This is a genomic window from Shewanella marisflavi (genome assembly GCF_002215585.1).
Classification (GTDB): Bacteria; Pseudomonadota; Gammaproteobacteria; order Enterobacterales; family Shewanellaceae; genus Shewanella; species Shewanella marisflavi.
The window spans coordinates 2,378,580-2,401,251 of the sequence record NZ_CP022272.1 but is presented as its reverse complement, the minus strand read 5'-3'; the positions used below and the strand labels follow the sequence as shown (position 1 = coordinate 2,401,251).

The following is a 22,672-nucleotide window of genomic DNA, read 5'->3' as shown; positions in this document are numbered from 1 at the left end:
CTTTGTTATGCACTGGGGATTAAGCCTCAGGGAGCAGTAAAAGAGGTCAATATGTCTCAAGTCGTTGTATGTGCGTTATATAAGTTCGTCTCTCTGCCAGGGTTTGCCGCCCTGCAGCAGCCTTTGCTGAAGGAGATGGAATCATTGGGGATTAAAGGGACTCTCCTGCTCGCCAGTGAAGGAATAAACGGTACCGTTGCCGGCAGTCAGGCCGGAATTGAGGCACTGCTGGCTTGGTTAGATGGTCAATCAGGACTCGATAACATTGTCTACAAGTTGTCGTTTGATGATGAGATGCCTTTCTATCGCACTAAGGTTAAGCTGAAGAAAGAGATAGTGACCATGGGAGTCGAAGGTGTCGATCCTCGTAAGGTGGTCGGTACCTATGTGAAGCCTAAAGATTGGAATAAACTAATTTCTGATCCCGAGGTGCTGCTTATCGATACCCGCAACGACTATGAAGTCAGCATAGGCACCTTTAAAAATGCCGTCGATCCTAAGACACAAACTTTTCGTGAATTTCCCGATTACGTAAAGCAGAATCTGGATCCTAGCCAGCATAAGAAGGTGGCCATGTTCTGCACCGGCGGTATTCGCTGTGAGAAGTCGACAGCCTACCTGAAAGAGCAAGGGTTTGATGAGGTCTATCACTTAGAAGGCGGTGTGCTCAAGTACCTGGAAGAGGTGCAGCCAGAGGAGAGTCTCTGGGAAGGTGAATGCTTTGTGTTCGATAACCGTGTGTCGGTTAACCATAACCTGGAAAAAGGGCAATACGATCAATGTAATGCCTGTCGCCTGCCGATCACAGAGGAAGACAAGCAAAGCGAGCACTATGTGCAGGGCGTCAGCTGTCCTCACTGCATCGACAAGCTGTCTGAAAAGCAGCGCAAGCGTTTCCTCGAGCGCGAGCGTCAGGTGCAGTTAGCCAAGGCGCGCGGCGAATCCCATATTGGTAGTGATGTAAAACAGGTTATTGATCAGCGACGTCAGGACAAGACACAGCGTCGTCAGCGCCAAGCAGAGCAGGGTGTTCGCTAATTTTTTTACCTCGAAACTTGCGCGTTTTTTAAGATCTGAGTCTATACTTAAATGGCTGCTAGAGATGAGTTGCATCGGGCGACTGTCTGCTTGAAGAGCAGTATTGGCAGAGGTTTAGGTAGCTTGAGTTTAGAGCGTGTCTGCCAATGTATTCAACGTAAGAAGCAAAGGCGAGTGTTGTGTTATGCAATGCTCGCTTTTTATTTTCGCCATCTTTTCCCATCCGCTTAAGCGGTGTTGTTGTCAATATCCCAATCTTTTCTACCTCTTGTGTGTTTCAGCTTGCCTTACACTTGCAGCTCATTTTTTGTCTATTGTGTTGGAACCTGATTAGCCATTGCAGAATAAGACAGATTAAGTGATTAAAGATTAAGGTTTTAGGCGCTTTAGTTTAATGACATGTTGTCTTTAATTTTCATTTAGCTATTTACTTAGCCTGCTAAATAAATACAATGCTTAGCCTGCTAAGTAATATGTCAAGCGTCATAACCTCGCAAGGAGAGCCCATATGACAGATCAAGACAGAGATTGGACTGAGTCATCCAATGCCGAGCGCGTGGCCAGATTGGCGCGATTGTGGCGCATGGTCGCCGATGTTGAACTGGCGCCTTTGGGCTTAACCCATAGTCGTTGGAGCGTGCTATGGAAGCTCTTTCGTATGGGTCAGGAAACGAGCCAGAAAGCCCTTGCCGAAGCCCTTGAGATTGAGCTGGCTTCGCTCATGCGTACCTTAAACCAGCTAGAACAGCAGTCGCTTATCGAGCGCCACTGTTGTGAGCATGATAAGCGGGTCAGACGCGTCTCCTTAACACAGGCAGGGCAAGATCTGCTGACCTTCATTTGTCAGCGCATTATTGATCTGCGCGCCGAACTCTATCAGGGGATCAGCCCAGAGGAGCTCAAGGTTTTTGAGCTTGTCCTTAACCGTATCAGTGAAAACGCCACGAGAAAATTACAATCACACACAATGACCAAAGAGGAAAAATAAAGACAATGACACCGGATCAGCAATTTGCCCGTTTAGTTAAGTTTGCCTGTATTGGCTTTATTATGCTGTTTGGCTACTTTTTGTTTGCCGATCTTAAGATGCCTTTGACTACCCAGGCGATGGCCACTCGCACCATTACCCAGGTAGCCCCTCAGGTGAGTGGTAGGGTTGTAGCGGTTGAGGTCGCCAATAACCAGAAGGTAAAGCGTGGGGATCTACTGTTCAGCCTGGACAAGACGCCGTTTTTGCTGGCTCAGGAGCAGGCTGAACTGGCGCTGGAGCAGGCCAGACAAGATAACGCTGAACTGGATGCTGCCATCGCGGCGGCTAACGCTGAGGTGAATGCCAAGGAGATCGCCTACGCACTTAAGCAGCGTGAGGCCAAACGTGTGCAATCTCTTTATGCCAATCAGAGCGTGTCACAACAGATGATCGATCAGGCGCAAACAGAAGTGAAAGCCAGTCGTTCACAGCTCTTGGCTGCCAAGGCGCAGCTTGCCAAGGTTAAGACACTAAGAGGTCAGGCTGGAGAAGATAACCTTAAGTTGCGTCAAGCGCAGAATCGTCTTTCTCAGGCCAGACTGGCCCTGAGCTATACCCAGATCCGCGCCGAGCATGATGGTGTGGTCACTAACGTGCAGTTAGCCTCTGGTAACATGGTGAACCAGTCTACGCCTGTGATGGCACTGCTGCTCGATAATGTCGATGTGATTGCCGATTTTCGTGAGAAAAACCTGCGAAATGTTCACCCAGGTGCAAGCGCGCTGGTGGCTTTCGATGGCCGTCCTGGTGAGCTGTTTCAGGCAAGTGTAAGCAGTGTCGATGCTGGTGTCAGTCAGGCGCAATTTGATGCCAATGGACGCCTGGCAACTCCGACAGAATCCAATCGTTGGGTGCGTGATGCTCAGCGTTTTCGTCTTCACCTCCAGTTGGCGCCAGATGTGACCATGACACTGCCGGCGGGTGCCAAGGCGACGGTGCAACTTCAGCCTAGTAACGTGATCTATGAGTTCTTAGCCAAGCTGCAGATAAAATTCATCAGCCTGCTGCATTATATCTACTAGGGGCGTTGTGTGTTAATTCGTCATCATGCCTTAAGCGCTAACGATCTGCGTCAGTGTCTGCGAATCGCTACCGGTGCGACTTTGGGGTTTCTCTGTTGTAAGGTGCTTGAGTTCAATTATGGGGTGTTCTTTACCGTACTGCCCATGTTGATGCTGGGGATCTTACCTAAGATGTCACTGCATGTGGTGCGACAGGTGATGGCCTCCTCGGCCATCGCCATCATAGAAGTGGCGCTGCTGGCCGAGTATTTGGGCTCACACCCTTTGGTGATGTCCATGGTAGCCTTCTTGCTGTTTCTCTATCGTTTTGCCTGTATGTCCCGCGGGAGCCTGTTTCTATTTGGTGCCACCGGGGTGATTAGCCTGAGCATCATGCTGCATTTTGCCAGTTATCCAGATACCGATGTGACCGAGTTGGCGATCAACAACTTTATGGGCTGTGGCGTTTCCATTTTGATCGCTTACCTGATGATGTATCTATTTCCTGACGTTGAAGAGCGGGCGCCGATGGCGGCCATTCCCAAGGCTCCTCATCGCATGCGTCACGAGGCGCTGATGGGGGCGACTATCGCCACCCTATCTTTTGTGGTGTTTCAGGTGTTTGATCTGCGGGACTCCCTGGCAGCCCAAGGGACGACCTTGATGTTACTTTTTCCCATGCATTGGAATGGTGCCTTAGGTTATGCCAGACGCCGCGCCATAGGGACTGTACTTGGAGTGAGTTGTGGTCTCTTAATGCAGTTGTTCCTCTATACCTGGTCCCATGAGTTGCTGCTCTTGCTGCCGCTGTTTTGGTTAGTGACCCTGCTGTTCAGCCAGGCCCACGTGACCGAGGCGATGGGGTCGGGTGTCGGGTTTGGTGCTATGACTACCTTAGGGACGCTTTATGGGCAAAACCTGACGCCATCAAATGATCTTTTTTATAGCAGCCTCTATCGGGCATCCAGTATTTTTGGCGCCATAGTGTTAACCCTGATGGCCTGTTATCTGGTGCATCGGCTCCTCAATCGCTTTGAAGTGACTCGCTTCGGCCATTAGTCCTGAGGCTTTTTCTCCGCCGCTTCGTCAGTTTCGGCCGAGCGGCGCATGACCCCTTTGAGCAGATCCATTGGCAAGGGGAATAGGATGGTGGAATTTTTCTCGCCGGCAATTTCCGTTAACGTTTGCAGGTAGCGCAGTAAGATGGCGTTGGGGGATTTTTTGAGGTTTTGTGCCGCTTCAACTAACTTGGTTGAGGCTTCCATTTCCCCTGAGGCATGAATAACTTTAGCACGTCTGATCCGCTCTGCTTCGGCCTGTTTAGCAATAGCTCGTACCATGGTTTCGTTAAGATCTACATGTTTTATCTCGACATTGGAGACCTTTATTCCCCAGCCATCGGTGCGGTTGTCGAGGATAGATTGAATATCCGTGTTGAGCATGTCACGGTTGGCCAGCATCTCATCCAGCTCATGTTGCCCCAGCACAGATCGTAGCGTGGTCTGGGCAAGCTGTGAGGTGGCTTGAAGAAAATCCTCCACATTGATGATCGCCTTTTGCGCATCGAGCACTCTGAAATAGATCACCGCATTGACCTGTACCGAGACGTTATCACGGCTAATCACATCCTGAGTGGGGACATCCATCACCACAGTACGCAGATCGACCCGTACCATCTGTTGAATTAAAGGGATCACTATGATGAGACCGGGTCCCTTGACGCGATAGAAACGGCCCAGCATAAAGATGACTCCACGCTCATATTCTCGCAATATCTTAAAGGCGCTGAGCAGCAATGTTAGCAATAAGAAGATAAGCGCGACGAAAAAGAGTTGCGTATCGTAGGTAAAGGTTTCCATTAGCGACCTCCGGAGTCCTGAGGCGGGTTTGCCTCGGTAGGGCTAGGTATGGGGGCGACGATTAAAGTGAGTCGTTCGCGGCCCTGCACAATGACGGTTTGCCCTGTTTGGGTGTGAGTGTCACAGCGGGCCTGCCAGCATTCGCCGTTGAGCCTGACCAGACCATAGTGTTCAAATCCACTGACTACGGTAGCCATGGCGCCTATGATGAGATCATCGCCGCTGACATTGGCGGCCTTGCGCGTTTTCCAGAGACTTGAGAGTACCCAGAGAGAAAAGCCAGCGGCGGTGACGGTTACTGCCGCTATCAATGGCAGCGAGATGGCGAGGTCGCCGCCATCGGCGTCGATCAAAAACAGGGATCCCAGCGCGAAGGCGACGATCCCGCCAAGGCCGAGAATGCCGAAACTTGGCACCATAGACTCGGCGATAATCAGGGCTATGCCTAACAGGATAAGACCCAAACCCACATAGTTGATGGGCAACAACTGAAATGCATAGAGGGCGACCAGAAGGGAGATGCCCCCAATGACGCCTGCGATACCTACGCCAGGGCTATAAAATTCAAGCAGCAAGCCATAGATACCGATTAACATCAGGATATAGGCGATGTTGGGGTCGGTAATGGTGGCGATGAAGTGACTTCGCCAGCTTTGTTCGTGGGGCACTAGCCTTGTTTGCTTAAGGTTGAAGGTATGGGGCTCGCCGTCTAAAACAATTTCCATACCGTCGAGTTTTGTCAGGAGTTCACCTGCGTCACTTGCCATCAGGGTGATCACATTCTGTTCCAGAGCCTCTGTGGCAGTGAGCGTTGCGGCATCACTCACCGCTTGCTCGGCAAATTCAACATTGCGGCCTCTTAAATTGGCGAGGGAACGAATATAGGCGATGGCATCGTTACGTATCTTTTGGGTCATGGCGTTGTCGTTAGATCCCTGCTGCTTGCTGTCATCCCCTTTGGATGGATCTTTGTCCCTTGGGTTTGATGGTTTCTCATTTTGGCTGGGCATTCCCATTTGTACAGGTGTGGCGGCGCCCAAAGTGGTGGCGGGTGCCATGGCTGCGATATGACAGGCGTATAGCATATAGGTACCGGCGCTCATGGCTCGGGCCCCTGAAGGAGCGACCAGACAGGCGATAGGCACCTTGGAGCTGAGGATAGCTTGGTTAATGCTGCGTAAGCTTGACACTAAGCCGCCAGGCGTATCGAGTTCAATGATCAGCAACGGCGGGCGCTCAGCCACGAGTAGCTCGTTGGCATGTTGGATCTCACTGCCTAGGTATTCGGCGATGGCGGGACCTATGGCGCCGCTAAAACGCATCAGTGGCACCGCTTTAACTTGTGGCTCAGATGAGACGGTTGAGGCGTTTGTGTTCGTTTCGGGCATAGCCTGACCCAGACTCAGTACGATTAGTAGGAACAGAGTTGTTAAACGTATGATGCGCCCAATACAAACCCGCATAGCGACTCCTTATGACTTATTTAAGTCTAGTCGATTTTGCGCGCCGCCTTTGCTTGTCTTTTCAGCTCAGTGTGTTATTTTTCTCGGCTTTTTGATGGGCGGGAGCCGCTAAGCATGTTTGTTGGATTCGATTATGGCAGCGCTAACTGCGCCGTTGGTGTGATGTTGGATGGCAAGGTGCAGCTTTTGCCTCTTGCGGGGGATTCTCACTATCTGGTATCGACCCTGTATGCGTTCGATCGGGAACTGATCAGCGAAGCTGTGTATCAGGCGCTTGCGAGCGATCTTAAGGCGGATTATGCCAAGCTTCGTTCGGCTCAGTTAAGCCGCGCACGCCACGCCCGTCAGGCGTTGGATCTTGATAGCGACGAGCAGGCGGTGTTTGTCGGTGAGCAGGCGGTGCAGCACTATCTGGATATGCCCGAAGAGGGCTTTTATGTACGCTCGCCCAAATCTTTTCTCGGTGCCACTGGTTTGCGAGCGGACCAAATCGCCCTATTTGAAGATATCGTCACCCTGATGATGATGCATATTAAACAACTGGCTGATAAGCAGCTCCAGGCTCACGGCACTGCCACTCATGCCGTGATCGGGCGCCCGGTGAATTTTCAAGGCATAGGCGGTGAGGAGAGTAATCGTCAGGCCGAAGCTATTTTAGCCCTGGCCGCCAAGCGTGCCGGGTTTGAGCGGGTGAGTTTTCTGTTTGAGCCTTTGGCTGCGGGTATGGATTTTGAGGCCAGTCTTAACCAAGATAAGACAGTGTTGGTGGTGGATGTCGGCGGCGGCACGACCGACTGCTCAGTGGTGAAGATGGGACCATCTCATATCAATAAGGCAGATCGTAGTGAAGACTTTCTCGGTCATAGTGGTCAACGTATCGGCGGAAACGATCTGGATATCGCCCTGGCGATGAAGGCCTTTATGCAGCACCTGGGGCTTGGTTCTCATATGGTGAATGGACTGCCGGTGCCGAGTCAGCCATTTTGGAATGCGGTGGCGGTTAACGACATCAGTGCTCAGCGCGATTTTGCCAGTTTAACGAGCCGCAAGATGATTGAGGAGCTTATCAAGGACGCTACGCGTGCCGATCTTTTGGCGAGATTGCTAAAAGTGCAAGTGGAGCAACTGGGTTACCGTTTGGTACGCAGCGCCGAAGCGGCCAAGATTGCGCTGTCGGACGCGCCAGCCACCTGTGTTACCCTGGAGTATATCGACGCGGCGCTTAATGCCGATGTCGACCTTGAGCGCTTTAGCCAGGCTATCGAACAACCCGTTAGCCTGATCCAATCGCTAATGCGTCAGGCGATGGACCAGGCAGCAACACAAGCAGATATTATCTATGTGACAGGCGGCACGGCCAAGAGCCCGGCGATTTATCGAAAGATCGCCCAGATGTATCCTGAGACAGAGATAGTGGTGGGCGATCATTTTGGCAGTGTGACAGCAGGTCTGACGCGCTGGGCTCAAAAGCTGTTTTCCTAAGAAGAGATGGAGTAAGCATGAAAGCATTAATTCGGCTGGCGGGCGTCGCGGCGCTATTTGTACTCAGTGGCTGTGGTGATGATGTGGGTAAGGTGAGCCTGGGCCTGTTTACCACTAAAGATGTGATCATCGAAGCGCGCCGTGACCCTATGATCCCTGGCGTGACCTGTCATATTAGTCGTGTCGAGGCCAATCTGGATTTTGCCGATCCTTCAGATATGGGGATTGCTTGTCGTCAAACCGGACCTATATTGCCTGGAGATCTCGCCAATATCGACAAGAGTCCAAAGGGCGAGGTGGTGTTTAAGGCATCTCTAAGCATACTGTTTAAGTCGCTAAAGGTGAGACGCATCTATGACGCTGATAACCAGACGCTGATTTACCTCTCCTATTCGACTAAGGAGACTGATGGCAGCCATAAACACAGCCTGTCCACCGTGCCGCTTTATGGCACACAGGCTTGGCAAACGAGTGGCTCAGCAAATGGACAGCCAGCGTCAAACTAAAATAAGTAGAGCCAAAATAAGTTGAGCCAAAAACAAAACGCCGTCATCTTTGACGGCGTTTTGCTGTGGGTTATTTACGCCAGTGTAATTGCTGCAGTTGAGTTGCCACTGTTTAATCACTATGGGTAAGACGTAGGTAATGCATTACTCGTTGCGGCCATCTAATACCGCATTATAGCGCTCAAAGCCGGCCTCGAGATCTTTGATGAGATCGTCAGGGTTTTCCAGCCCCACATGCAAGCGGATCAGGGGTTTGCTGCTGTCCCACTGAGTGGCGGTGCGCAGCTTGTCGATACCAAAAACACCCAGAATCAGACTTTCATAGCCGCCCCATGAGAAGCCCATTTTAAAGTGCTGCATGTTTTCCACAAAGGCGGTGATCGACTTGATGTTGCCTTCCTTGAGTACAAAGGAGAAGAGGCCGTTAGACGCGCTGAAATCGCGCTTAAAAAACTCATGCCCAGGGCAGGTGGTAAAGGCGGGGTGACGCAGGTGATCCACCTCTGGGCGCGTAGCCAACCAATTGGCAACCTTAAGGGCATTTTTTTCATGTTGCGCCATGCGAACCCCAAGGGTCCGCAACCCACGGCTGGCGAGGTAGATATCGTCCGCCGAGGTGCATTGCCCCATGAGATAGCTGTTTTCTCTAAGCTGCTCCCAATGAGCCTCGTTGGCGGTTGCCGTGCCCAGCATCACATCTGAATGGCCAACAATATATTTGGTGGCGGCCTGAATGGAGATATCGACGCCCAGTTCGAAAGGGCGGCTGTTGATAGGGGAGGCCCAGGTGTTATCCAGCATAACCACCAGACCATGCTCATGGGCAATGCGGCTCAAGGTCGGCACATCTTGCACCTCTAGGGTGATAGAGCCGGGAGACTCAAGAAACAGCACCTTGGTATTGGGGCGGATTAGCGCCTCAATACCTTTGCCGATCAGCGGGTCGTAGTAGGTGGTTTCTATGCCAAAGCCTTTGAGCAGCTTGTCACACAGATCCCGTGTGGGTTCATAGGCGGTATCGACCATCAAGAGATGATCGTCTGCCTTGAGAAAAGAGAGTAGTGCGCCCGAGATGGCGGCTGAACCAGAGGGATAGAGCGCGGTGCCCACGCCACCTTCAAGTTCGGCAATGGCCGCCTGAAAGGCAAAGTGGGTAGGGGTGCCGCGGCGGCCATAAAACATCTCGCCATTGGCGCGGTTTTTAGTGGCGTAACGCATCTCTTCTATGGTGTCGAATACCACGGTGGAAGCGCGAAATACCGGGGGATTGATCACCCCCTTACTCCATTTCTTGTCACGGCCGACGCTAACTATCTTGGTCTCTTTTTTCATCCCATCTACTCATCTTGGCTAGGCAATGCAGCCATCTTAACATCTATACGGCTAAATGAAAGTGAGATTTACTTATGTGTTTACCCTGGCAAATCGGCCTGCATCTATTGGGTTTTAAGTGGCAGACGGATGTGGATAGCGACACCTATGGCTTGATTGTCTTGCATCAGATTTTCGGCGCGAATACTGCCGTCGTGGAAATCGGTGATCAGCCTGGCAATATAGAGTCCTAGCCCTAAGTGAGGCTTGTCTTGCACTTTCTGGTCGCGTACCGAGACCATGGACTCGAAGATCTGTTCGCCCATGTTCGCCGGCAGAGATGGCCCTTGGTTGCTGACGCACAGCAGTGCCTGTTTGCCCTTGGCTTTGAGTGACACCTTGATGGGCGTTTCAGGCTGGCTAAATTCGATGGCATTGGCGATCAGCTTGTCCATTAACTGGGCGATATATTCAGGCACGCCGCGCATCGGCATCGGCTCCTTATCGATCTCCAGTTCAAAGCGCTGATTGGGGTAGGTCATCTGATAGCCCTGCATACAGCCGGCGATCACCTTGTCGAGGGGGAAGTTATCGACATCGGCATCGGTCAGGGCTTCTTCGAGGCGCGTCGCTTCACTCATGTTATTGAGGATCATATTGAGTCGGCTAACCCCTTCATGGGCTCTGTCCACATATTTTTGATGCTGAGGCGGCAGTCCCTGGCTGTTGAGGTGCTCAAGCGATGAGCGAACCACGGCTACTGGCGTACGCAGTTCATGGCCCAGACGGGAGGACATATTCTCCAGATAATGGGTATATTGGCTCAAACGGCTGACGATACTGGCGAAACTGCGGCTAAGATCGCCAATTTCATCACGCACCTTTGACCCGACAATCGCCTTTCTGATCCGTCCCTGGCTGTCGATCGCCTGCTCTGCGTCATCGCGTAACTTGCGAATACGGCTGGAGATACTGGAGGCGAAGAAGAAGAGCGCCAGGGTGCCCATGCTCATCACGGTTAAGATCACGTTGAACAATTTCTCGAGCGCTTTGTTGCGCAGGGTACGGATGCCGTGGGTGGTTTCCTCGGCGATCACCACGCCCATGACGGTGTTATCGATCCAGATGGGGCTGGCGGCGGCGAGGATCACCGCCTTGCCATCGGGCGACAGGCGCCAGGTGGAGCCAAACTGACCGGCTAAGGCCTTGCGAATATGGCTGCCCTCCAATACGGTCGAGTCTTTCAGGGAGTCGACAAAATGTTTCGGCGGCGTGGTCAAAATGCGGTAGTAGAGGGGATGCAAATAGTTTTGCTTAAATCGCCCCCAGAAGCTGTCGGGTGTCTGTTCTGTGGCGGTTTGCGCCCAGACATTGGTGCTGCTGTAGATATCGCCGGATTTAGCCAATACCCGGCCATGGCGATCCACCACCCAGATCCGTGAGCTGTTATGGCTCATCCCCTTGATGATGCTTTCAATTTCTGGCGAAGGTACAAGCACAGTGCCTAGCTTGGTGACATCGTCGGTGGCCGAAGTACCGACAATCGCCTCAACATTGCGTTTACGCCTGTCGTTGACATCGACGATGGCAAAGCCCAGCTTGCTGCCTACCATCTCCAGCGGCATTCTGAGTTCTATGTTGTAGCCTTTTTCGGTTTTGAGCCATTTGCCCTGTATGCGCACTTCTGGAGTAACCGGTTGAGAGCGTTTGGGATCGGCAGGCAGTTCGAAGGCGCTTATCCAGCCATCGCGTATGGTGGCGACGATATAGCGGCGAAAATGACCATCGGGCGCCAAGGTGGCGATGGCCAGATGGTCGTTATTGTCGATTCTCAGGCTGTTAGTGCCGCGGTAGATCACCTTAGGATCGGTTACCTCGAAATAGGCGTACAGGTAACCGGCGTATTTACCCACCATATGGGTAAAACTGACATTAAGGGGCTTGCCGTCATCGGCCTTAAATAGCTGGTGGTCGGCGCCATAAACCAGGGCGCGATGACGATTGTTTTGCCACTCGCCTAATTTGCCATCTAGGTGTATGGGACCGCTTAAAGGATAGGCGTAGAGATCCCGTCCTTTTTTTACCTGTGACAGGAAACTGGCTTGTTTGTCGAATAGTTTAGGGCGTTCGTGTAGAGCGGTGGCCAGGGCCTGAGTGGTCCCTTCCAAGGTTTTTTCCTGACCATAGCGCAGGTATTTTTCCATCTCCCACACATACTGGTAGCCCAACCAAGGCAGGCAGAGCAGAAACAGGGAGAGGATGGCGACCTTAGTGCGCAGGCCGATGGGTAGATTAAACATGCTTAGTCTTGGTTGTCCCAGCGATAACCCATGCCATATACGGTATCTATGCAATCAAATTCAGGATCTTGGCTAATAAATTTCTTACGGATCCGCTTTACATGGGAGGTGATGGTGCTGTCGTCCACATAGATCTTGGCATCTTGCATCAGCGCTTGGCGACTGCGTACATGTCCGGGGTGTTTGGCCAGGGCATGTACCATCCAAAATTCGGTAACCGTCAGCTCGATAGGCAGCTGTTTCCAGTAGACCTGAATACGGTTGACATCTATGGTCAGGTTGCCGTGCTCTATCATGCCATCTTGGGGGTTAGCGCCATTTTGGATGTCCGAGCGTCGAAATAGTGCCGCCAGGCGGGCGATCAGATGGGGAAAACTGACATCTTTACTCAAATAGTCGTCGGCGCCGAGTCTCAACCCACAGACGGTATCGAAATCGCTGTCACGGGCAGTCAGAAAGATGATCGGCAAAGTGTTAGACATGGCTCTGAGGGATTGGCACAGGGTAAAGCCGCCATCAATCTCATTTTCGAGGCCAATATCGATGATCGCCAGATCTGGTAAACGAGTATTGAAGGCTTCCATGGCGCTAGGGCGGTTGGCATAGGCCTGGACACTATAGCCTTGCTGCTGTAGCACCTCTTTGTAATTCTCGCGGATAGCCGCTTCATCTTCCACTATTGCAATACGCTTCATTATCTATCCAATACAGCTTCGTGTTTCTGGGAAGTGACTATACAGCAAATTTTCGGCGAAAAAAGTGGTGTGGCTAAAATGCCATTTTGTTGCCACATTTGGTCGCTGCATCGTCATTTTTGCACCCCTGACTTGCCACTTCACTGTTATTTAATGACCTCATCGACAGGAACCACAAGGTTCTAAATAACCCATCCATGTCAACTTGAGGAATTTCCCATGAAGAAGCAGATCATTGCCGTGTTAATCAGTGTTTCGTTATTTGGCAGCTCAGCGGCCTTCGCTGCCCCTAACACTCAAGCGACAACCGAGGTATCGAGTGATAAAGAAGCGCTGATCGGCGTTGGATCAGGCATAGTGCTGGGCGCCGTGGTGGCAGGCCCTGTGGGCGCGATCATCGGCGCATTTACCGGCGGCATGATAGGTCAGACGGTGGCCAATGACAGTGAGATTAAACAGCAACAGACGGCACTGGCAGAAAAAGAGTCTCGGCTGATGGCACTCAAGCAGCAAAATGAGGCGCTCATGACGGTGCAGGAGGAGTATCAAGAGGCCAAGGTGGAGCTGGCCCAGCTCAGACAGCATCAGGGCACTCGTCTAGAGGAGTTGGCGCTCGGGTTGAATGTTCAGTTTAAAACCGGCTCCTCTACCGTTGAGCCCCATTTTCAGAGCCAGCTCGATGAGGTAGCCGATGCCATGGTGATATCACCTCAGCTCAAGTTAGATCTTACCGGTTATGCCGACAGACGAGGTGACAGCAGCTATAACCAGGCGCTCTCTGAGCAGCGGGTTGCCGAGGTAAGAAGTTACTTGCTTGCCAAAGGGGTGGATGCATCTCGCCTTGACGCTAAGGCCTTTGGTGCCAGCGCGCCAGTGAAAGATGAACAGAGTTTCGAGAATGACTTTTTCGATCGCCGCGTGACCATCAAGTTAGTGCCAGGCGATACCGCACTGGCAGCTAACTAAGTCAGGCCCATGAAGCAGCGTGTAAGAAGGAGAATTAAAATGTTGCCGCGCGCGAGTCTAAGGATATCCCAGACCGACCCTTGCCCCCCGAGGGGGGCTTTTTTTCCCCTAGGACGCCGCCTATTGGCGCGGCTATGGGAAGTGAACATGACCCTGTTCGCCATGACGAGTTTAACTGCATTTGGCTTGACTACGATTGGCTTGACTACGATTGGCCTGACAACCCCGGCTTGGGGGCGGGCAATTCCTAGTGTCAGTGAAAGCCACTTTACTCAAACTAAGCAAGATGAGCTTGAGGTGCTTGGACAAGGCGTGCTGGAGTATCAGCTCGGCGGCGAGCTGGGTCAGAAGTCAGTGTCTTCCACGGCGTTGGCTGTGGATACGCAAGTGAAGATGAATATTTCTGGCTGGATCAACCGTGTCTCGGTAAAGCAAATTTTTGTGAACGACAGCGACCATTGGCTCAATGGCCGCTATCAGTTTCCTCTGCCTCACGATGCGGCGGTCGATAGTCTGACACTGCAGATAGGTCAGCGCGTGATCGTCGGGGAGATCCAACCTAAGGCGGTGGCACGGCAAACCTTTGAGCAAGCCAAGGCCAGTGGTAAGAAGGCCAGTCTGGTCAGTCAGCAAAGACCGAATATCTTTTCATCTGAGGTCGCTAACCTTGGACCGGGTGAGGCCTTAGTGGTGGAGATAGCCTATCAGCAGCAGGTGCGTTATCAAGATGGCGAATTTAGCCTGCGTTTTCCAACCGCCATAACCCCAAGATATGATCCAAACGCAGAGGCTAACCTGAGAGATGGTCAATCGGCATTCGGCAATAGAGTCCCAGAAGCATCAGGAGAGCAGAAGCTCTATCTGGACGTGGTACTAGATGCCGGCATGGCCATCAGTCGCTTGGAAACCCCGTATCACAAGATGCGTCAGACGCAACTTGGTGGCACTAAAATTGGCCTTAGTTTGACCAATAACTTGCGTCCTGACAGGGATTTTATGCTTAAGTGGCGCCCGCAGCTGGCCGAGCAGCCCAGCGCGGTCATGTTTAGCCAATTAGGTAAGACTCATGGAGAGCCGTCAGCTCAGGTCAAAGAGCAAGATAGCTACGCGTTGGTGATGCTGATGCCACCTCAAGATAAGGCTCGTGTGCGTCTGCCTCGGGAGCTGACCTTGGTAATCGACACCTCAGGCTCCATGTCGGGGGATTCGATTATGCAGGCCAAATCCGCCATTTTAAATGCCTTGGCTGGACTTGGTAGCCAGGACACCTTCAATGTGATCGCCTTTGACAGCTCAGTGCGCAGCCTATCACCCATGGCGCTGCCGGTGACCGCGGCAAACTTAGGTAAGGCCAATCTATTTGTACAAAGTCTTGAAGCCGATGGCGGAACTGAGATGGCGCCGGCACTACTGCGGGCCTTGAGTCAGCCGGATCCAGCCACTTCAATGTCACAACGCCTAAAACAGGTGGTGTTTATTACCGATGGTGCCATAGGTAACGAGGCCTCTCTGTTTGCCCTGATTGCCGCCAATATCGGTCGCCAGCGCCTGTTTACCGTAGGGATAGGCGCGGCCCCCAATGGCTACTTTATGGAGCGCGCCGCCAGGGCTGGGCGCGGCACTTATACCTATGTTGGCAAGATCAGCGAGGTGGACGCCAAGATAGGGGAGTTGTTAGAAAAGATAGAGTCGCCACAGATCAGCAATGTGACTCTCACCCTAGATGATGGCTCTATCCCAGATTACTGGCCGGTGCAGATTGGGGATCTCTATGCCCATGAACCCATTATGGTGGCCCTGAGATTAACCGCTACTCAACGCGCCGTGAGTGATGCGTTAATCATTTCTGGGGATCTGGATGGTAAGAACTGGCAGCGAAGATTGGCCCTGTCGGCACAGGAAAAGCCGCGCGGCATCGATCTTATCTGGGCTCGCAATCAAATTGCCAGTCTGGAGCTTGGTAAAAACCCTCATAATCTCGATGCGGTGAAGGCAAGTGTGACCCGTTTGGCGATGGATTATCATCTGGTCAGTCCCTATACCAGCCTGATTGCCGTGGATAAGACACCGTCGCGTCCTGAAAGCGTCGATGCAATGGAGCTGTTTAAACCTGCTATGCTTCCCGTTCAACAGCAGTGGCCTCAGACGGCGACCGAGAGCCGTCTGTATCTGGCTGTTGGCGCTATGATGCTCGCCTTAATCGCTGCCTATTGGTTCAGTTATCTACCCTGTTTGCACCGTTTGTGGCGCAGACGTCTAAGTGAGGTGCACTCATGAACCGTCGCAGACGCTTAGGCCTGAGGCATGTGTTGCTGTTTACCGCACTGATGGCGGCCATGACACTGATATTCAAAGGAGGATATATGCAAGCTAAGGCGCATTTTGCTCAGTTTTTGATTGAGCGAGCATGGGATAAAACCCTCAGCGATCGTCAGCAGCATAAGCCCTGGAGCTGGGCCGATACCTACCCCGTGGCTAAGCTGCATTTTATCGATGAGCAGGGCAGACAGCACGGTGAACCCTTTTATGTGTTGGCGGGCGCCTCAGGACGTAACCTGGCTTTTGGTCCCGCCGCTATTTTGGCGGATAATCAGATCAATCATTGGGGGAACACAGTTATTGCCGGTCATAGAGACACTCATTTCTCGCGTCTTCGGGGGATACATTCGGGCCAGATGATCACTGTGCAGGATGCCTCGTCTCAGATAGTGCGCTACCGCGTCCTGGGGACCAAGGTAGTGGATGAGGAAGATACGCGCTTGCTGACTAATGAATCTGAATTGCGCTTGACTCTGGTGACCTGCTATCCCTTCGATAGTCTACTTGGTCAGAGTCGACAGCGCTTTGTGGTGGTTGCCGCGCCGCTAGAAAGTGAGGTAGCGCTCATTGAGCCTGCTCTACCTAAGTCGGCTGAGTTACAGAGGCATTACCCGGTTTCTGCCTAAATGCTTAGCATCATATAAGAAACCGTCAGTTCGCTCGATCAGCGACTCGAAGGTGTCCTTAGTCTGCCATTCGCTGACACCAAAAGAGGCGCTGATCTTATTGATAAGCTGATCTTTACGTCTATCTTTCAATGTGATCTTCTCGAGTGAGCGGCGCATGGCATCGGCCAGTTGCCGTGCCTTACGCTGATGACTGTTAGGCACCAGCAAAGCAAACTCTTCACCACCGTAGCGGTAGAGCTTAATGCCATCTCGGCAGGATTCACCCAGGCGTTTGGCAACCGCTTTTAACACATTGTCGCCCAGATGGTGGCCGTAGGTGTCGTTAACGTTTTTAAAGTGATCCACATCGGCCAAGATGAGACAGGTTCCCTCAGGTGACTGTGCTAACAGGCCTTTCAGATCTTGATCGAAGGCGCGGCGGTTAAGCACGCCGGTAAGGGCATCATGGTAAACGTCACGCTCGGAGCGTTGTAACTCGGCGCGCAGGGCTGCGATCTCCTCCTGGGCCTTGTCCAATCGTCCGGTAAAATATTCGGTGGTCTGACGGATCTCATCAGATTCTTTCACCAGATCCCGCACCAGACCTAACACCTTCTCCAGGCTTAAGCCTTCTTCTTCGATGCGATTGAGCCGATTAAAGTTACTGTCGATACGCTGCTGAAAAACCGTGGCATCTTGGTTGGTGTCTTTAATCGATTGCGACAGTTCTATGGTCATGGCCTCAAGGTTCTGACGCATGTTGAGGACATTGACCTCGTTGGGGTCGGCGATATGCTCGCGGTAGAGCAACTCGGCGGTCACTGGTGGGCAGGTATTGTACTGGTTAACTATCTTGTCTAATTTGTCGATGAGTAGGGGATTTTGTTGACCGACATAGGCATACCACAAGGCGTAGTTGGTCGGTGTCGTTGGGATTTGATGCTTTAACATCAAGGGTACGGCTTTCTTGAGGTTGATAGCGGCTTCGCGCATCAAATCTTTGCTCATATCGACTCCTAAAACAGCTGGTCTGGGCCTAGCCTGTAAGGGGAAACTTGTCACTCTGTTCGCGCTTAGTGCCTGGCTATGCCCCCTAAGCGCTGGCTTCTTCAAGCATAGCCGCGAAAGGGGGTAGCTGCAGTTTAATACTAGTGCTTGCTAATCAATAGTTTGTTGATTTGGCGCCCACTTTAGCCAATTGGGGTCGACTTTGGGGTGCAGTTCAAACTGCTGTCCCTCGGCGATTTGATTGGTTTGTGAGCTGCTGCTTTCGGTTGCCACGCCTATACCACCTGCGATGATAGTTTCTAATGAGCCGGTTTCAATCTGGGCACCAGAGAAGAGACCTAGGTCGACCTTGATCCCTGAGAGATCCCAGAATTGACTGGTTTGATTGACCAGATGACGATAATGCTTGGCGATTTGCGCCGTCATCAGTACCTGAGTGCCATTATCTGATAGCTGCACCTGCTTGATTTCACCTATTTTTATACCGCGAAACACTATAGGTGTACCAACCTTCATGGAGCCCAGATTGTCATCGACTAAGGTAAAGGTGAGGGCATCCTGGCTGAGCTTAGCTGGTGACTCGACACGCCCGATAAACTGACTGATGCTGTGTTGACTCTGGCCAGGTAGCACTGAGACATAGGGGCCTGTGAGTAAGGTTTCTGCCGCCGAGACGCCTGAGAGTGAGATCTCGGCATCGACGATGAAGTATTGGGCATCATCGGCAAGGAAAGGGGCTGCGTAGTCGCCATAGAGGTAGGCATCGACCGTGACAGTTTGTAGATCTTGATTAAGCTTAACGCGCTCCACTTCGCCTATCTGATGACCCAGGTAACGTATGGGGGCATGGGCACTTAATCGTGTGTTGGCGTCAAAGCTTATATTGATGGGCGTTGCCTTGGCGCGGGCCATTTCTTCAGAGCCATAGAGGTGGGTTTGATTGCCTTGACTATCGGCATCCAATAGACCCAGGGACACACTGCCTTTAATTGCGCCTTCAAGAGGTGCCAGATCGACCTTTAGCCCATTTAAACTGGCGTCGACGCTCAGCGCACCATTGCGCCAAAAGACGCTGTTGGGTTTCACTAACTTAGCAAAGGCCTTGTCTATGCCGAGCACTAATTTGAATTGCTCACTGTCACTGTGCCAGTCGACCCGCTCGACTTCGCCGATCTGCATCTTCTTATAATAGATAGGAGAGTGTGCTGAAAGGCCTGCACCATCTGCGCTGCTTAACTCGACTCTGAGACGATTTAGCTGACTAAAATAGCTCTCCGCCTGCTGAGTGTTGGCAAATAAAGGCAGTGGTTGCTTGGGATTAAATGTTTTGTCGCTCTTGCCTGGGTTGAGACTGATAGCACCCTTAGTGAAGGTGTCCAGATCCCGGGTGCTTACCGAAACCCCTTCGAGTGACGCGTCGATAGCCAGCGCCGATTCGGCAACAAAATAGCTGTCTTGGCGCAGTAGGGAAGCAAACTCTGGCCAGATGTTAATTTGATAGTCCAGCGCGGAAAAATCTTGTTTAAACTCGACGGCGCTGACTTCGCCTATGGGCAGTTGTTTATAGCGTACCTGGGCGCCAGCACGGATCCCAGGGTTTTCATCGGATGTAAGGTGCACAATAACAGGGAATAAGCCTTGCTGCGGCGCTGTATCCAGTAGTTTGTAGCTCGTTTGACGTTCGCCGCTGCCAGGTAGGAATGCCACCACATTGCCGGTGACTAGACGAGCAGCATGTTTGATGCCACTGAGTGATAGGTCGGCGCCCTCGAGCCAAAATTGACTGTCTTGGCCTACAAGATCCGCATACTGGTTTTCTATCACTGCATCAAAGCTCACCCCGCTTTCGCTAAGCTGGGTATGGGTGATGCGGCCGATATTAATCCCTCTATATACGATATCGGCGCCAGTACTCAGGCTATCGGCATCCTTTGCGGTCAAGGTAAAGCTAATACCGCCCAGCGCGCTGTCTTTATCTTCGAAAATGGCGAAGGTTTGGTTGGCCTCGGCTTTGTCGCTGCCAGGAGATGAGGAGAAGCTTACGCCGCCGGCTAAGATAGCCGCCAGGCTCTCAGTTTTGACCTTGATACCAGAGAGGGTTGCATCCAGCGCTAAGCCCGAGACATTCCAAAAGCGCGAGTCTTGTTTAACCAAGTGGGCATATTTCTTTTCGATGTAGGCATTAAACAAGATGCTGTCGTCGTTAACCAGACGATAACCGACGATGTTGCCGACCGGGATTTGGCGATAAAACACTTGTGAGCCGACATCAAGTGAGCCTAGTCCCTCGCTGGTGAGCTCTATCATCAAGCCATCAGCGCCGGGGGCCACGGGCGGTGCCTGATCTTCGGCAATAAATTCGTTTCTGTAGTCGCCATCGCCTGGCTGAATGGCAATATAGTTACCTGAGAAAAGTGCATCTAAGCCTTCGACGCCGGTAATGGAGGCCTTAGGGGTAACCAACCAGAACTTAGTTTCATCTTTAAGGAAAGGGGTAGAGCGATAGTCCATCAAGAGATCGACATAAACCCCTTGCAGCTGATCGTCAATACTGATGTCGACCACCTTACCTACGGTTAAGCCTTGGTATCTGACTAATGTCTTGCCAACATCTATCCCCGACGCACTGGGAAAATGGATACGCACTTCGACACCGGATTCTCGAATACTCTTAATACCGAGCCAAGCCCCAAGTGCTAGCGCAATTAACGGCAGCAACCAGATGGGAGAGAAGAGCTTTTTCTTAACGACTTTTGGTGTTTCAATTTGTGTCATCTTTCGATTCCAATCGGTCCCAGAGTAAACGTGTATCTAATACTTTTGCGGCAAGTTGTGTGAGCAAAATGACTAAGGCAAAGGCGGTGGCCGCTGGCGCGGGTTTGGCATCCCATATCTGTCCCATATTGATCAGCGCTGCGGTAATGGAGATCACAAATAGATCTAACATAGACCAGCGGCCTATCCATTCGATTATATGAAAGCCGGTCATCAGTGTCTTTTTCGAGATAGGCAAGCGGTAACTGATGGCGGTCAAATATAGTGCCAGGCCAAAGATTTTTAGCATGGGGACTAAGATACTGGCGGTAAAAAGAATAATGGCAATCGGTAAGAGATCCAGATGCACCAGATGGCTGATCCCGCTCAAAATGGTGTCCTGTCGTACCTGCCCCTGACTGGTCATAATCGTGATGGGGTAGAGGTTGGCCGGAAATAATAAGATGGCAGCGGTGATCAATAAGGCCCAACTTTTTTGCACGCTGGTGCGATCCCTACTTTGCACGGGTTGGCCACAGCGTGGGCAGGTGCCCTGTTCTACATGACATAAAAATTTGCAGGTTGGGCAGTTAGTTAACCCCAGTGCTTCGCCCTGTGCTGACTGTACTTGCTTACTCATCCAGTACACTCCACATATGTTCTATGTCATATTCGCGCTGCATGAAAATAACCATAATAAACAGCATGGTAAAGCTGAAGGTACCTATGCCGAAGTAGAGATCCGTGTAATCTGAAAGCTGAAAAACCGATATGAAGATACTGATCATGTAGATCTCTAACATAGAAAGCTGTGCCAGAAGACTGTGTTGTTTGAGCAACTTCTTATAGATGGCGCGAAAGAAGGGGGTTTTCAATCGATACTTGATGATAAGTATCTGACTCAGTATGGATAATATTAGCAGTCCTGGTGCAATGACCGCCGCGACCAATACTGCTATGCCCACGACCCAATAGCCTTGCGACGCGACCGACATGGCGCCGCCAGTGATGGTGGTGGTACGAATACTACCGAGAAAATGCATCTCGAGCACAGGGAAAAAATTGGCGGGAAAATAGAGGATCAACGCCGTAATACAAAGGGCTAGCATGCCGTTGATGGAACAGTAGGGAGTATCATATAGATTGGTATGACAGCGGGGGCACAGAGCCCTTACGCCCGTAGGCAAAGCGCGCTTTCTTACGACGAGATCGCAAGCGCGGCAAAGCACAATACTCTTGTCTAACACCTCTGTTTTCATACTTATATTCGGGCGTTTCCTGTTTGCTATGGTCATCTATTAACGAGCAATTTCTTGATATAGACCAGTAATCTACTGCCTATAAGATATTACTATAGCCAATCTATTGAAATCCTTATTAAGGATACCCCTTAAACTGGAGCCAATAGTGCAGCAGATTCTATCAGATAAAGTTTGATACTTGCATAAGAAGTTGTATTTATGAGATTCTACAACTGTATATAAAAACAGTGTGAGGGTGATATGGCAGTTATAACGAAATTTGTCGTAGTCAGAGAAGGGGTGGAGAAGATGACATTCACATCTAAGAAGGAGGCCGATGCCTACGATAAGATGCTCGATATTGCAGATAATCTTCTTCCTTTTATCGAGCAAGTTGATTTAGGCTTAGACGAAAATGCAATCGAGCAGCTATGTTTCTACATGGCAGAAAATAAAGATCAGTTAATGGGCCTGTTAAAAGGCGGCGCGACCACTAAGACCGCACCCGCGAAGAAACCGGCGAAAAAAGCTGAAGCAAAAACTTAATATAGTTAGGAAAATAGTATGACTGCACCTTGTTATTCGACACTCTCCCGTCAAGTTGACGCCTTATTCGCCGGGGAAGATAACCTTATCGCGGCGTTAGCGAACTTCTCAGCGCTGCTTAATGAGCACCTTGAGGATATCAATTGGGTGGGATTTTATCTGCTTCAAGGTGAGCAACTGATCCTGGGGCCTTTTCAAGGCAAAGTAGCCTGTACGCGCATTCCTATGGGGAAGGGGGTGTGTGGCACTGCTGCTCAAACAGATAGCACCCAACGCGTTGCCGATGTGCATAGTTTCGAAGGGCACATTGCTTGTGATTCGGCAAGTAATTCAGAAATTGTAATTCCGCTGCGCCGTGATGGAGAGGTCATTGGCGTGTTAGATATTGATAGTCCATCCTTCTCCCGTTTCGATGAGAAAGATCAATTGGGGCTGGAGTCCTGCGTAAAAAGCCTAGAAAAGGCTTTATTTGCTTAAACTACAACCAATTTTGCACAATTGATGGTCGCTTTCATCTCGCGCACCTTTATAATAGGCCGCTTGAT

General features: G+C 51.3%; 20 protein-coding genes. 11 read left to right on the top strand and 9 right to left on the bottom strand.

Annotated elements, in window-relative coordinates:
* The first annotated feature begins 51 nt into the window (after nt 1-51).
* The 4 genes from trhO (at nt 52) to CFF01_RS10475 (ending at nt 4,128) form a co-directional block, all read left to right on the top strand.
* Complete coding sequence (trhO, locus tag CFF01_RS10490; RefSeq protein WP_088904755.1) at nt 52-1,038, top strand: oxygen-dependent tRNA uridine(34) hydroxylase TrhO; 987 nt, start codon at nt 52-54, stop codon at nt 1,036-1,038.
* A 508-nt stretch (nt 1,039-1,546) separates the two neighbouring features.
* A complete protein-coding gene (gene slyA, locus CFF01_RS10485; RefSeq protein WP_033538311.1) occupies nt 1,547-2,026 on the top strand; it encodes a transcriptional regulator SlyA in 480 nt (159 codons plus the stop codon).
* A 5-nt stretch (nt 2,027-2,031) separates the two neighbouring features.
* Nucleotides 2,032-3,090, top strand: coding sequence for an HlyD family secretion protein (locus CFF01_RS10480; RefSeq protein WP_033538312.1), 1,059 nt, complete (start codon nt 2,032-2,034; stop codon nt 3,088-3,090).
* 9 nt (nt 3,091-3,099) lie between these two features.
* Complete coding sequence (locus tag CFF01_RS10475) at nt 3,100-4,128, top strand: DUF2955 domain-containing protein (protein ID WP_088904754.1); 1,029 nt, start codon at nt 3,100-3,102, stop codon at nt 4,126-4,128.
* Here the strand turns inward: CFF01_RS10475 and CFF01_RS10470 are convergent.
* Together CFF01_RS10470 and CFF01_RS10465 are read right to left on the bottom strand one after the other, a co-directional pair.
* Nucleotides 4,125-4,928, bottom strand: a complete 804-nt coding sequence (locus CFF01_RS10470; protein ID WP_088904753.1) for a slipin family protein — start codon at nt 4,926-4,928, stop codon at nt 4,125-4,127. The two genes, CFF01_RS10475 and CFF01_RS10470, sit on opposite strands and share 4 nt — an antisense overlap.
* Entirely contained in the window at nt 4,928-6,391 is a 1,464-nt protein-coding gene (locus tag CFF01_RS10465; RefSeq protein ID WP_088904752.1) for an NfeD family protein, read from the bottom strand. Before CFF01_RS10465 ends, CFF01_RS10470 begins: the two co-directional genes overlap by 1 nt.
* Before the next feature lie 114 nt (nt 6,392-6,505).
* On the opposite strand from CFF01_RS10465, the gene yegD reads away from it, so the two are divergent.
* Nucleotides 6,506-7,873 (top strand): molecular chaperone, encoded by a 1,368-nt coding sequence (yegD, locus tag CFF01_RS10460; RefSeq protein WP_088904751.1) that lies wholly within the window; start codon nt 6,506-6,508, stop codon nt 7,871-7,873.
* A 17-nt stretch (nt 7,874-7,890) separates the two neighbouring features.
* Complete coding sequence (locus CFF01_RS10455; protein WP_033538317.1) at nt 7,891-8,379, top strand: CreA family protein; 489 nt, start codon at nt 7,891-7,893, stop codon at nt 8,377-8,379.
* 144 nt (nt 8,380-8,523) lie between these two features.
* Here the strand turns inward: CFF01_RS10455 and CFF01_RS10450 are convergent, their stop codons facing one another.
* The 3 genes from CFF01_RS10450 to pdsR all read right to left on the bottom strand — a co-directional run bounded on the left by CFF01_RS10450 (nt 8,524) and on the right by pdsR (nt 12,685).
* Complete coding sequence (locus CFF01_RS10450) at nt 8,524-9,711, bottom strand: cystathionine beta-lyase (RefSeq protein ID WP_088904750.1); 1,188 nt, start codon at nt 9,709-9,711, stop codon at nt 8,524-8,526.
* 104 nt (nt 9,712-9,815) lie between these two features.
* Complete coding sequence (gene pdsS, locus CFF01_RS10445; protein ID WP_088904749.1) at nt 9,816-11,990, bottom strand: proteobacterial dedicated sortase system histidine kinase; 2,175 nt, start codon at nt 11,988-11,990, stop codon at nt 9,816-9,818.
* A gap of 2 nt (nt 11,991-11,992) precedes the next feature.
* On the bottom strand, nt 11,993-12,685 hold the full coding sequence (gene pdsR, locus CFF01_RS10440; RefSeq protein ID WP_033538320.1) for a proteobacterial dedicated sortase system response regulator: 693 nt from the start codon (nt 12,683-12,685) through the stop codon (nt 11,993-11,995).
* Between the two features lie 219 nt (nt 12,686-12,904).
* Between pdsR and pdsO the strand changes: the two genes are divergently transcribed.
* The 3 genes from pdsO to CFF01_RS10425 all read left to right on the top strand — a co-directional run bounded on the left by pdsO (nt 12,905) and on the right by CFF01_RS10425 (nt 16,596).
* The gene (gene pdsO, locus CFF01_RS10435) at nt 12,905-13,651 is read left to right on the top strand and encodes a sortase-associated OmpA-like protein PdsO (RefSeq protein ID WP_033538321.1); all 747 of its coding nucleotides are present in this window, start codon (nt 12,905-12,907) and stop codon (nt 13,649-13,651) included.
* A gap of 123 nt (nt 13,652-13,774) precedes the next feature.
* Nucleotides 13,775-15,928 carry a marine proteobacterial sortase target protein gene (locus CFF01_RS10430; protein WP_157704977.1) on the top strand — a complete coding sequence of 718 codons (2,154 nt, stop codon included), beginning with the start codon at nt 13,775-13,777 and terminating at the stop codon, nt 15,926-15,928.
* Nucleotides 15,925-16,596: a class GN sortase gene (locus CFF01_RS10425; protein WP_088904747.1), complete on the top strand. Its 672-nt coding sequence runs from the start codon at nt 15,925-15,927 to the stop codon at nt 16,594-16,596. Before CFF01_RS10430 ends, CFF01_RS10425 begins: the two co-directional genes overlap by 4 nt.
* On the opposite strand, the gene CFF01_RS10420 is transcribed toward CFF01_RS10425, so the two are convergent.
* From CFF01_RS10420 to CFF01_RS10405, 4 genes are all read right to left on the bottom strand, one after another.
* Nucleotides 16,567-17,586 (bottom strand): GGDEF domain-containing protein, encoded by a 1,020-nt coding sequence (locus tag CFF01_RS10420; RefSeq protein WP_088904746.1) that lies wholly within the window; start codon nt 17,584-17,586, stop codon nt 16,567-16,569. The genes CFF01_RS10425 and CFF01_RS10420 overlap by 30 nt on opposite strands.
* A 150-nt stretch (nt 17,587-17,736) precedes the next feature.
* Complete coding sequence (locus CFF01_RS10415; RefSeq protein WP_088904745.1) at nt 17,737-20,361, bottom strand: MlaD family protein; 2,625 nt, start codon at nt 20,359-20,361, stop codon at nt 17,737-17,739.
* On the bottom strand, nt 20,348-20,980 hold the full coding sequence (locus CFF01_RS10410; protein WP_088904744.1) for a paraquat-inducible protein A: 633 nt from the start codon (nt 20,978-20,980) through the stop codon (nt 20,348-20,350). Before CFF01_RS10410 ends, CFF01_RS10415 begins: the two co-directional genes overlap by 14 nt.
* Entirely contained in the window at nt 20,973-21,599 is a 627-nt protein-coding gene (locus CFF01_RS10405; protein ID WP_033538325.1) for a paraquat-inducible protein A, read from the bottom strand. Before CFF01_RS10405 ends, CFF01_RS10410 begins: the two co-directional genes overlap by 8 nt.
* A gap of 243 nt (nt 21,600-21,842) precedes the next feature.
* Here CFF01_RS10405 and CFF01_RS10400 point away from each other — a divergent pair, with 243 nt between their 5' ends.
* Together CFF01_RS10400 and CFF01_RS10395 are read left to right on the top strand one after the other, a co-directional pair.
* On the top strand, nt 21,843-22,127 hold the full coding sequence (locus CFF01_RS10400) for a YebG family protein (protein WP_033538326.1): 285 nt from the start codon (nt 21,843-21,845) through the stop codon (nt 22,125-22,127).
* Between the two features lie 18 nt (nt 22,128-22,145).
* On the top strand, nt 22,146-22,604 hold the full coding sequence (locus tag CFF01_RS10395; RefSeq protein ID WP_033538327.1) for a GAF domain-containing protein: 459 nt from the start codon (nt 22,146-22,148) through the stop codon (nt 22,602-22,604).
* Nucleotides 22,605-22,672: the final 68 nt, after the last annotated feature.

Excerpts from the sequence above, each read along its gene's own strand:
- CFF01_RS10410 (WP_088904744.1), bottom strand. The coding sequence starts at position 20,980 with ATGAGTAAGCAAGTACAGTCAGCACAGGGCGAAGCACTGGGGTTAACT.
- pdsO (WP_033538321.1), top strand. The coding sequence starts at position 12,905 with ATGAAGAAGCAGATCATTGCCGTGTTAATCAGTGTTTCGTTATTTGGC.
- CFF01_RS10480 (WP_033538312.1), top strand. The coding sequence starts at position 2,032 with ATGACACCGGATCAGCAATTTGCCCGTTTAGTTAAGTTTGCCTGTATT.
- CFF01_RS10395 (WP_033538327.1), top strand. The coding sequence starts at position 22,146 with ATGACTGCACCTTGTTATTCGACACTCTCCCGTCAAGTTGACGCCTTA.
- CFF01_RS10450 (WP_088904750.1), bottom strand. The coding sequence starts at position 9,711 with ATGAAAAAAGAGACCAAGATAGTTAGCGTCGGCCGTGACAAGAAATGG.
- CFF01_RS10465 (WP_088904752.1), bottom strand. The coding sequence starts at position 6,391 with ATGCGGGTTTGTATTGGGCGCATCATACGTTTAACAACTCTGTTCCTA.
- yegD (WP_088904751.1), top strand. The coding sequence starts at position 6,506 with ATGTTTGTTGGATTCGATTATGGCAGCGCTAACTGCGCCGTTGGTGTG.
- pdsR (WP_033538320.1), bottom strand. The coding sequence starts at position 12,685 with ATGAAGCGTATTGCAATAGTGGAAGATGAAGCGGCTATCCGCGAGAAT.
- CFF01_RS10425 (WP_088904747.1), top strand. The coding sequence starts at position 15,925 with ATGAACCGTCGCAGACGCTTAGGCCTGAGGCATGTGTTGCTGTTTACC.
- trhO (WP_088904755.1), top strand. The coding sequence starts at position 52 with ATGTCTCAAGTCGTTGTATGTGCGTTATATAAGTTCGTCTCTCTGCCA.
- slyA (WP_033538311.1), top strand. The coding sequence starts at position 1,547 with ATGACAGATCAAGACAGAGATTGGACTGAGTCATCCAATGCCGAGCGC.
- CFF01_RS10470 (WP_088904753.1), bottom strand. The coding sequence starts at position 4,928 with ATGGAAACCTTTACCTACGATACGCAACTCTTTTTCGTCGCGCTTATC.
- CFF01_RS10455 (WP_033538317.1), top strand. The coding sequence starts at position 7,891 with ATGAAAGCATTAATTCGGCTGGCGGGCGTCGCGGCGCTATTTGTACTC.
- CFF01_RS10400 (WP_033538326.1), top strand. The coding sequence starts at position 21,843 with ATGGCAGTTATAACGAAATTTGTCGTAGTCAGAGAAGGGGTGGAGAAG.
- pdsS (WP_088904749.1), bottom strand. The coding sequence starts at position 11,990 with ATGTTTAATCTACCCATCGGCCTGCGCACTAAGGTCGCCATCCTCTCC.
- CFF01_RS10405 (WP_033538325.1), bottom strand. The coding sequence starts at position 21,599 with ATGAAAACAGAGGTGTTAGACAAGAGTATTGTGCTTTGCCGCGCTTGC.
- CFF01_RS10415 (WP_088904745.1), bottom strand. The coding sequence starts at position 20,361 with ATGACACAAATTGAAACACCAAAAGTCGTTAAGAAAAAGCTCTTCTCT.
- CFF01_RS10420 (WP_088904746.1), bottom strand. The coding sequence starts at position 17,586 with ATGAGCAAAGATTTGATGCGCGAAGCCGCTATCAACCTCAAGAAAGCC.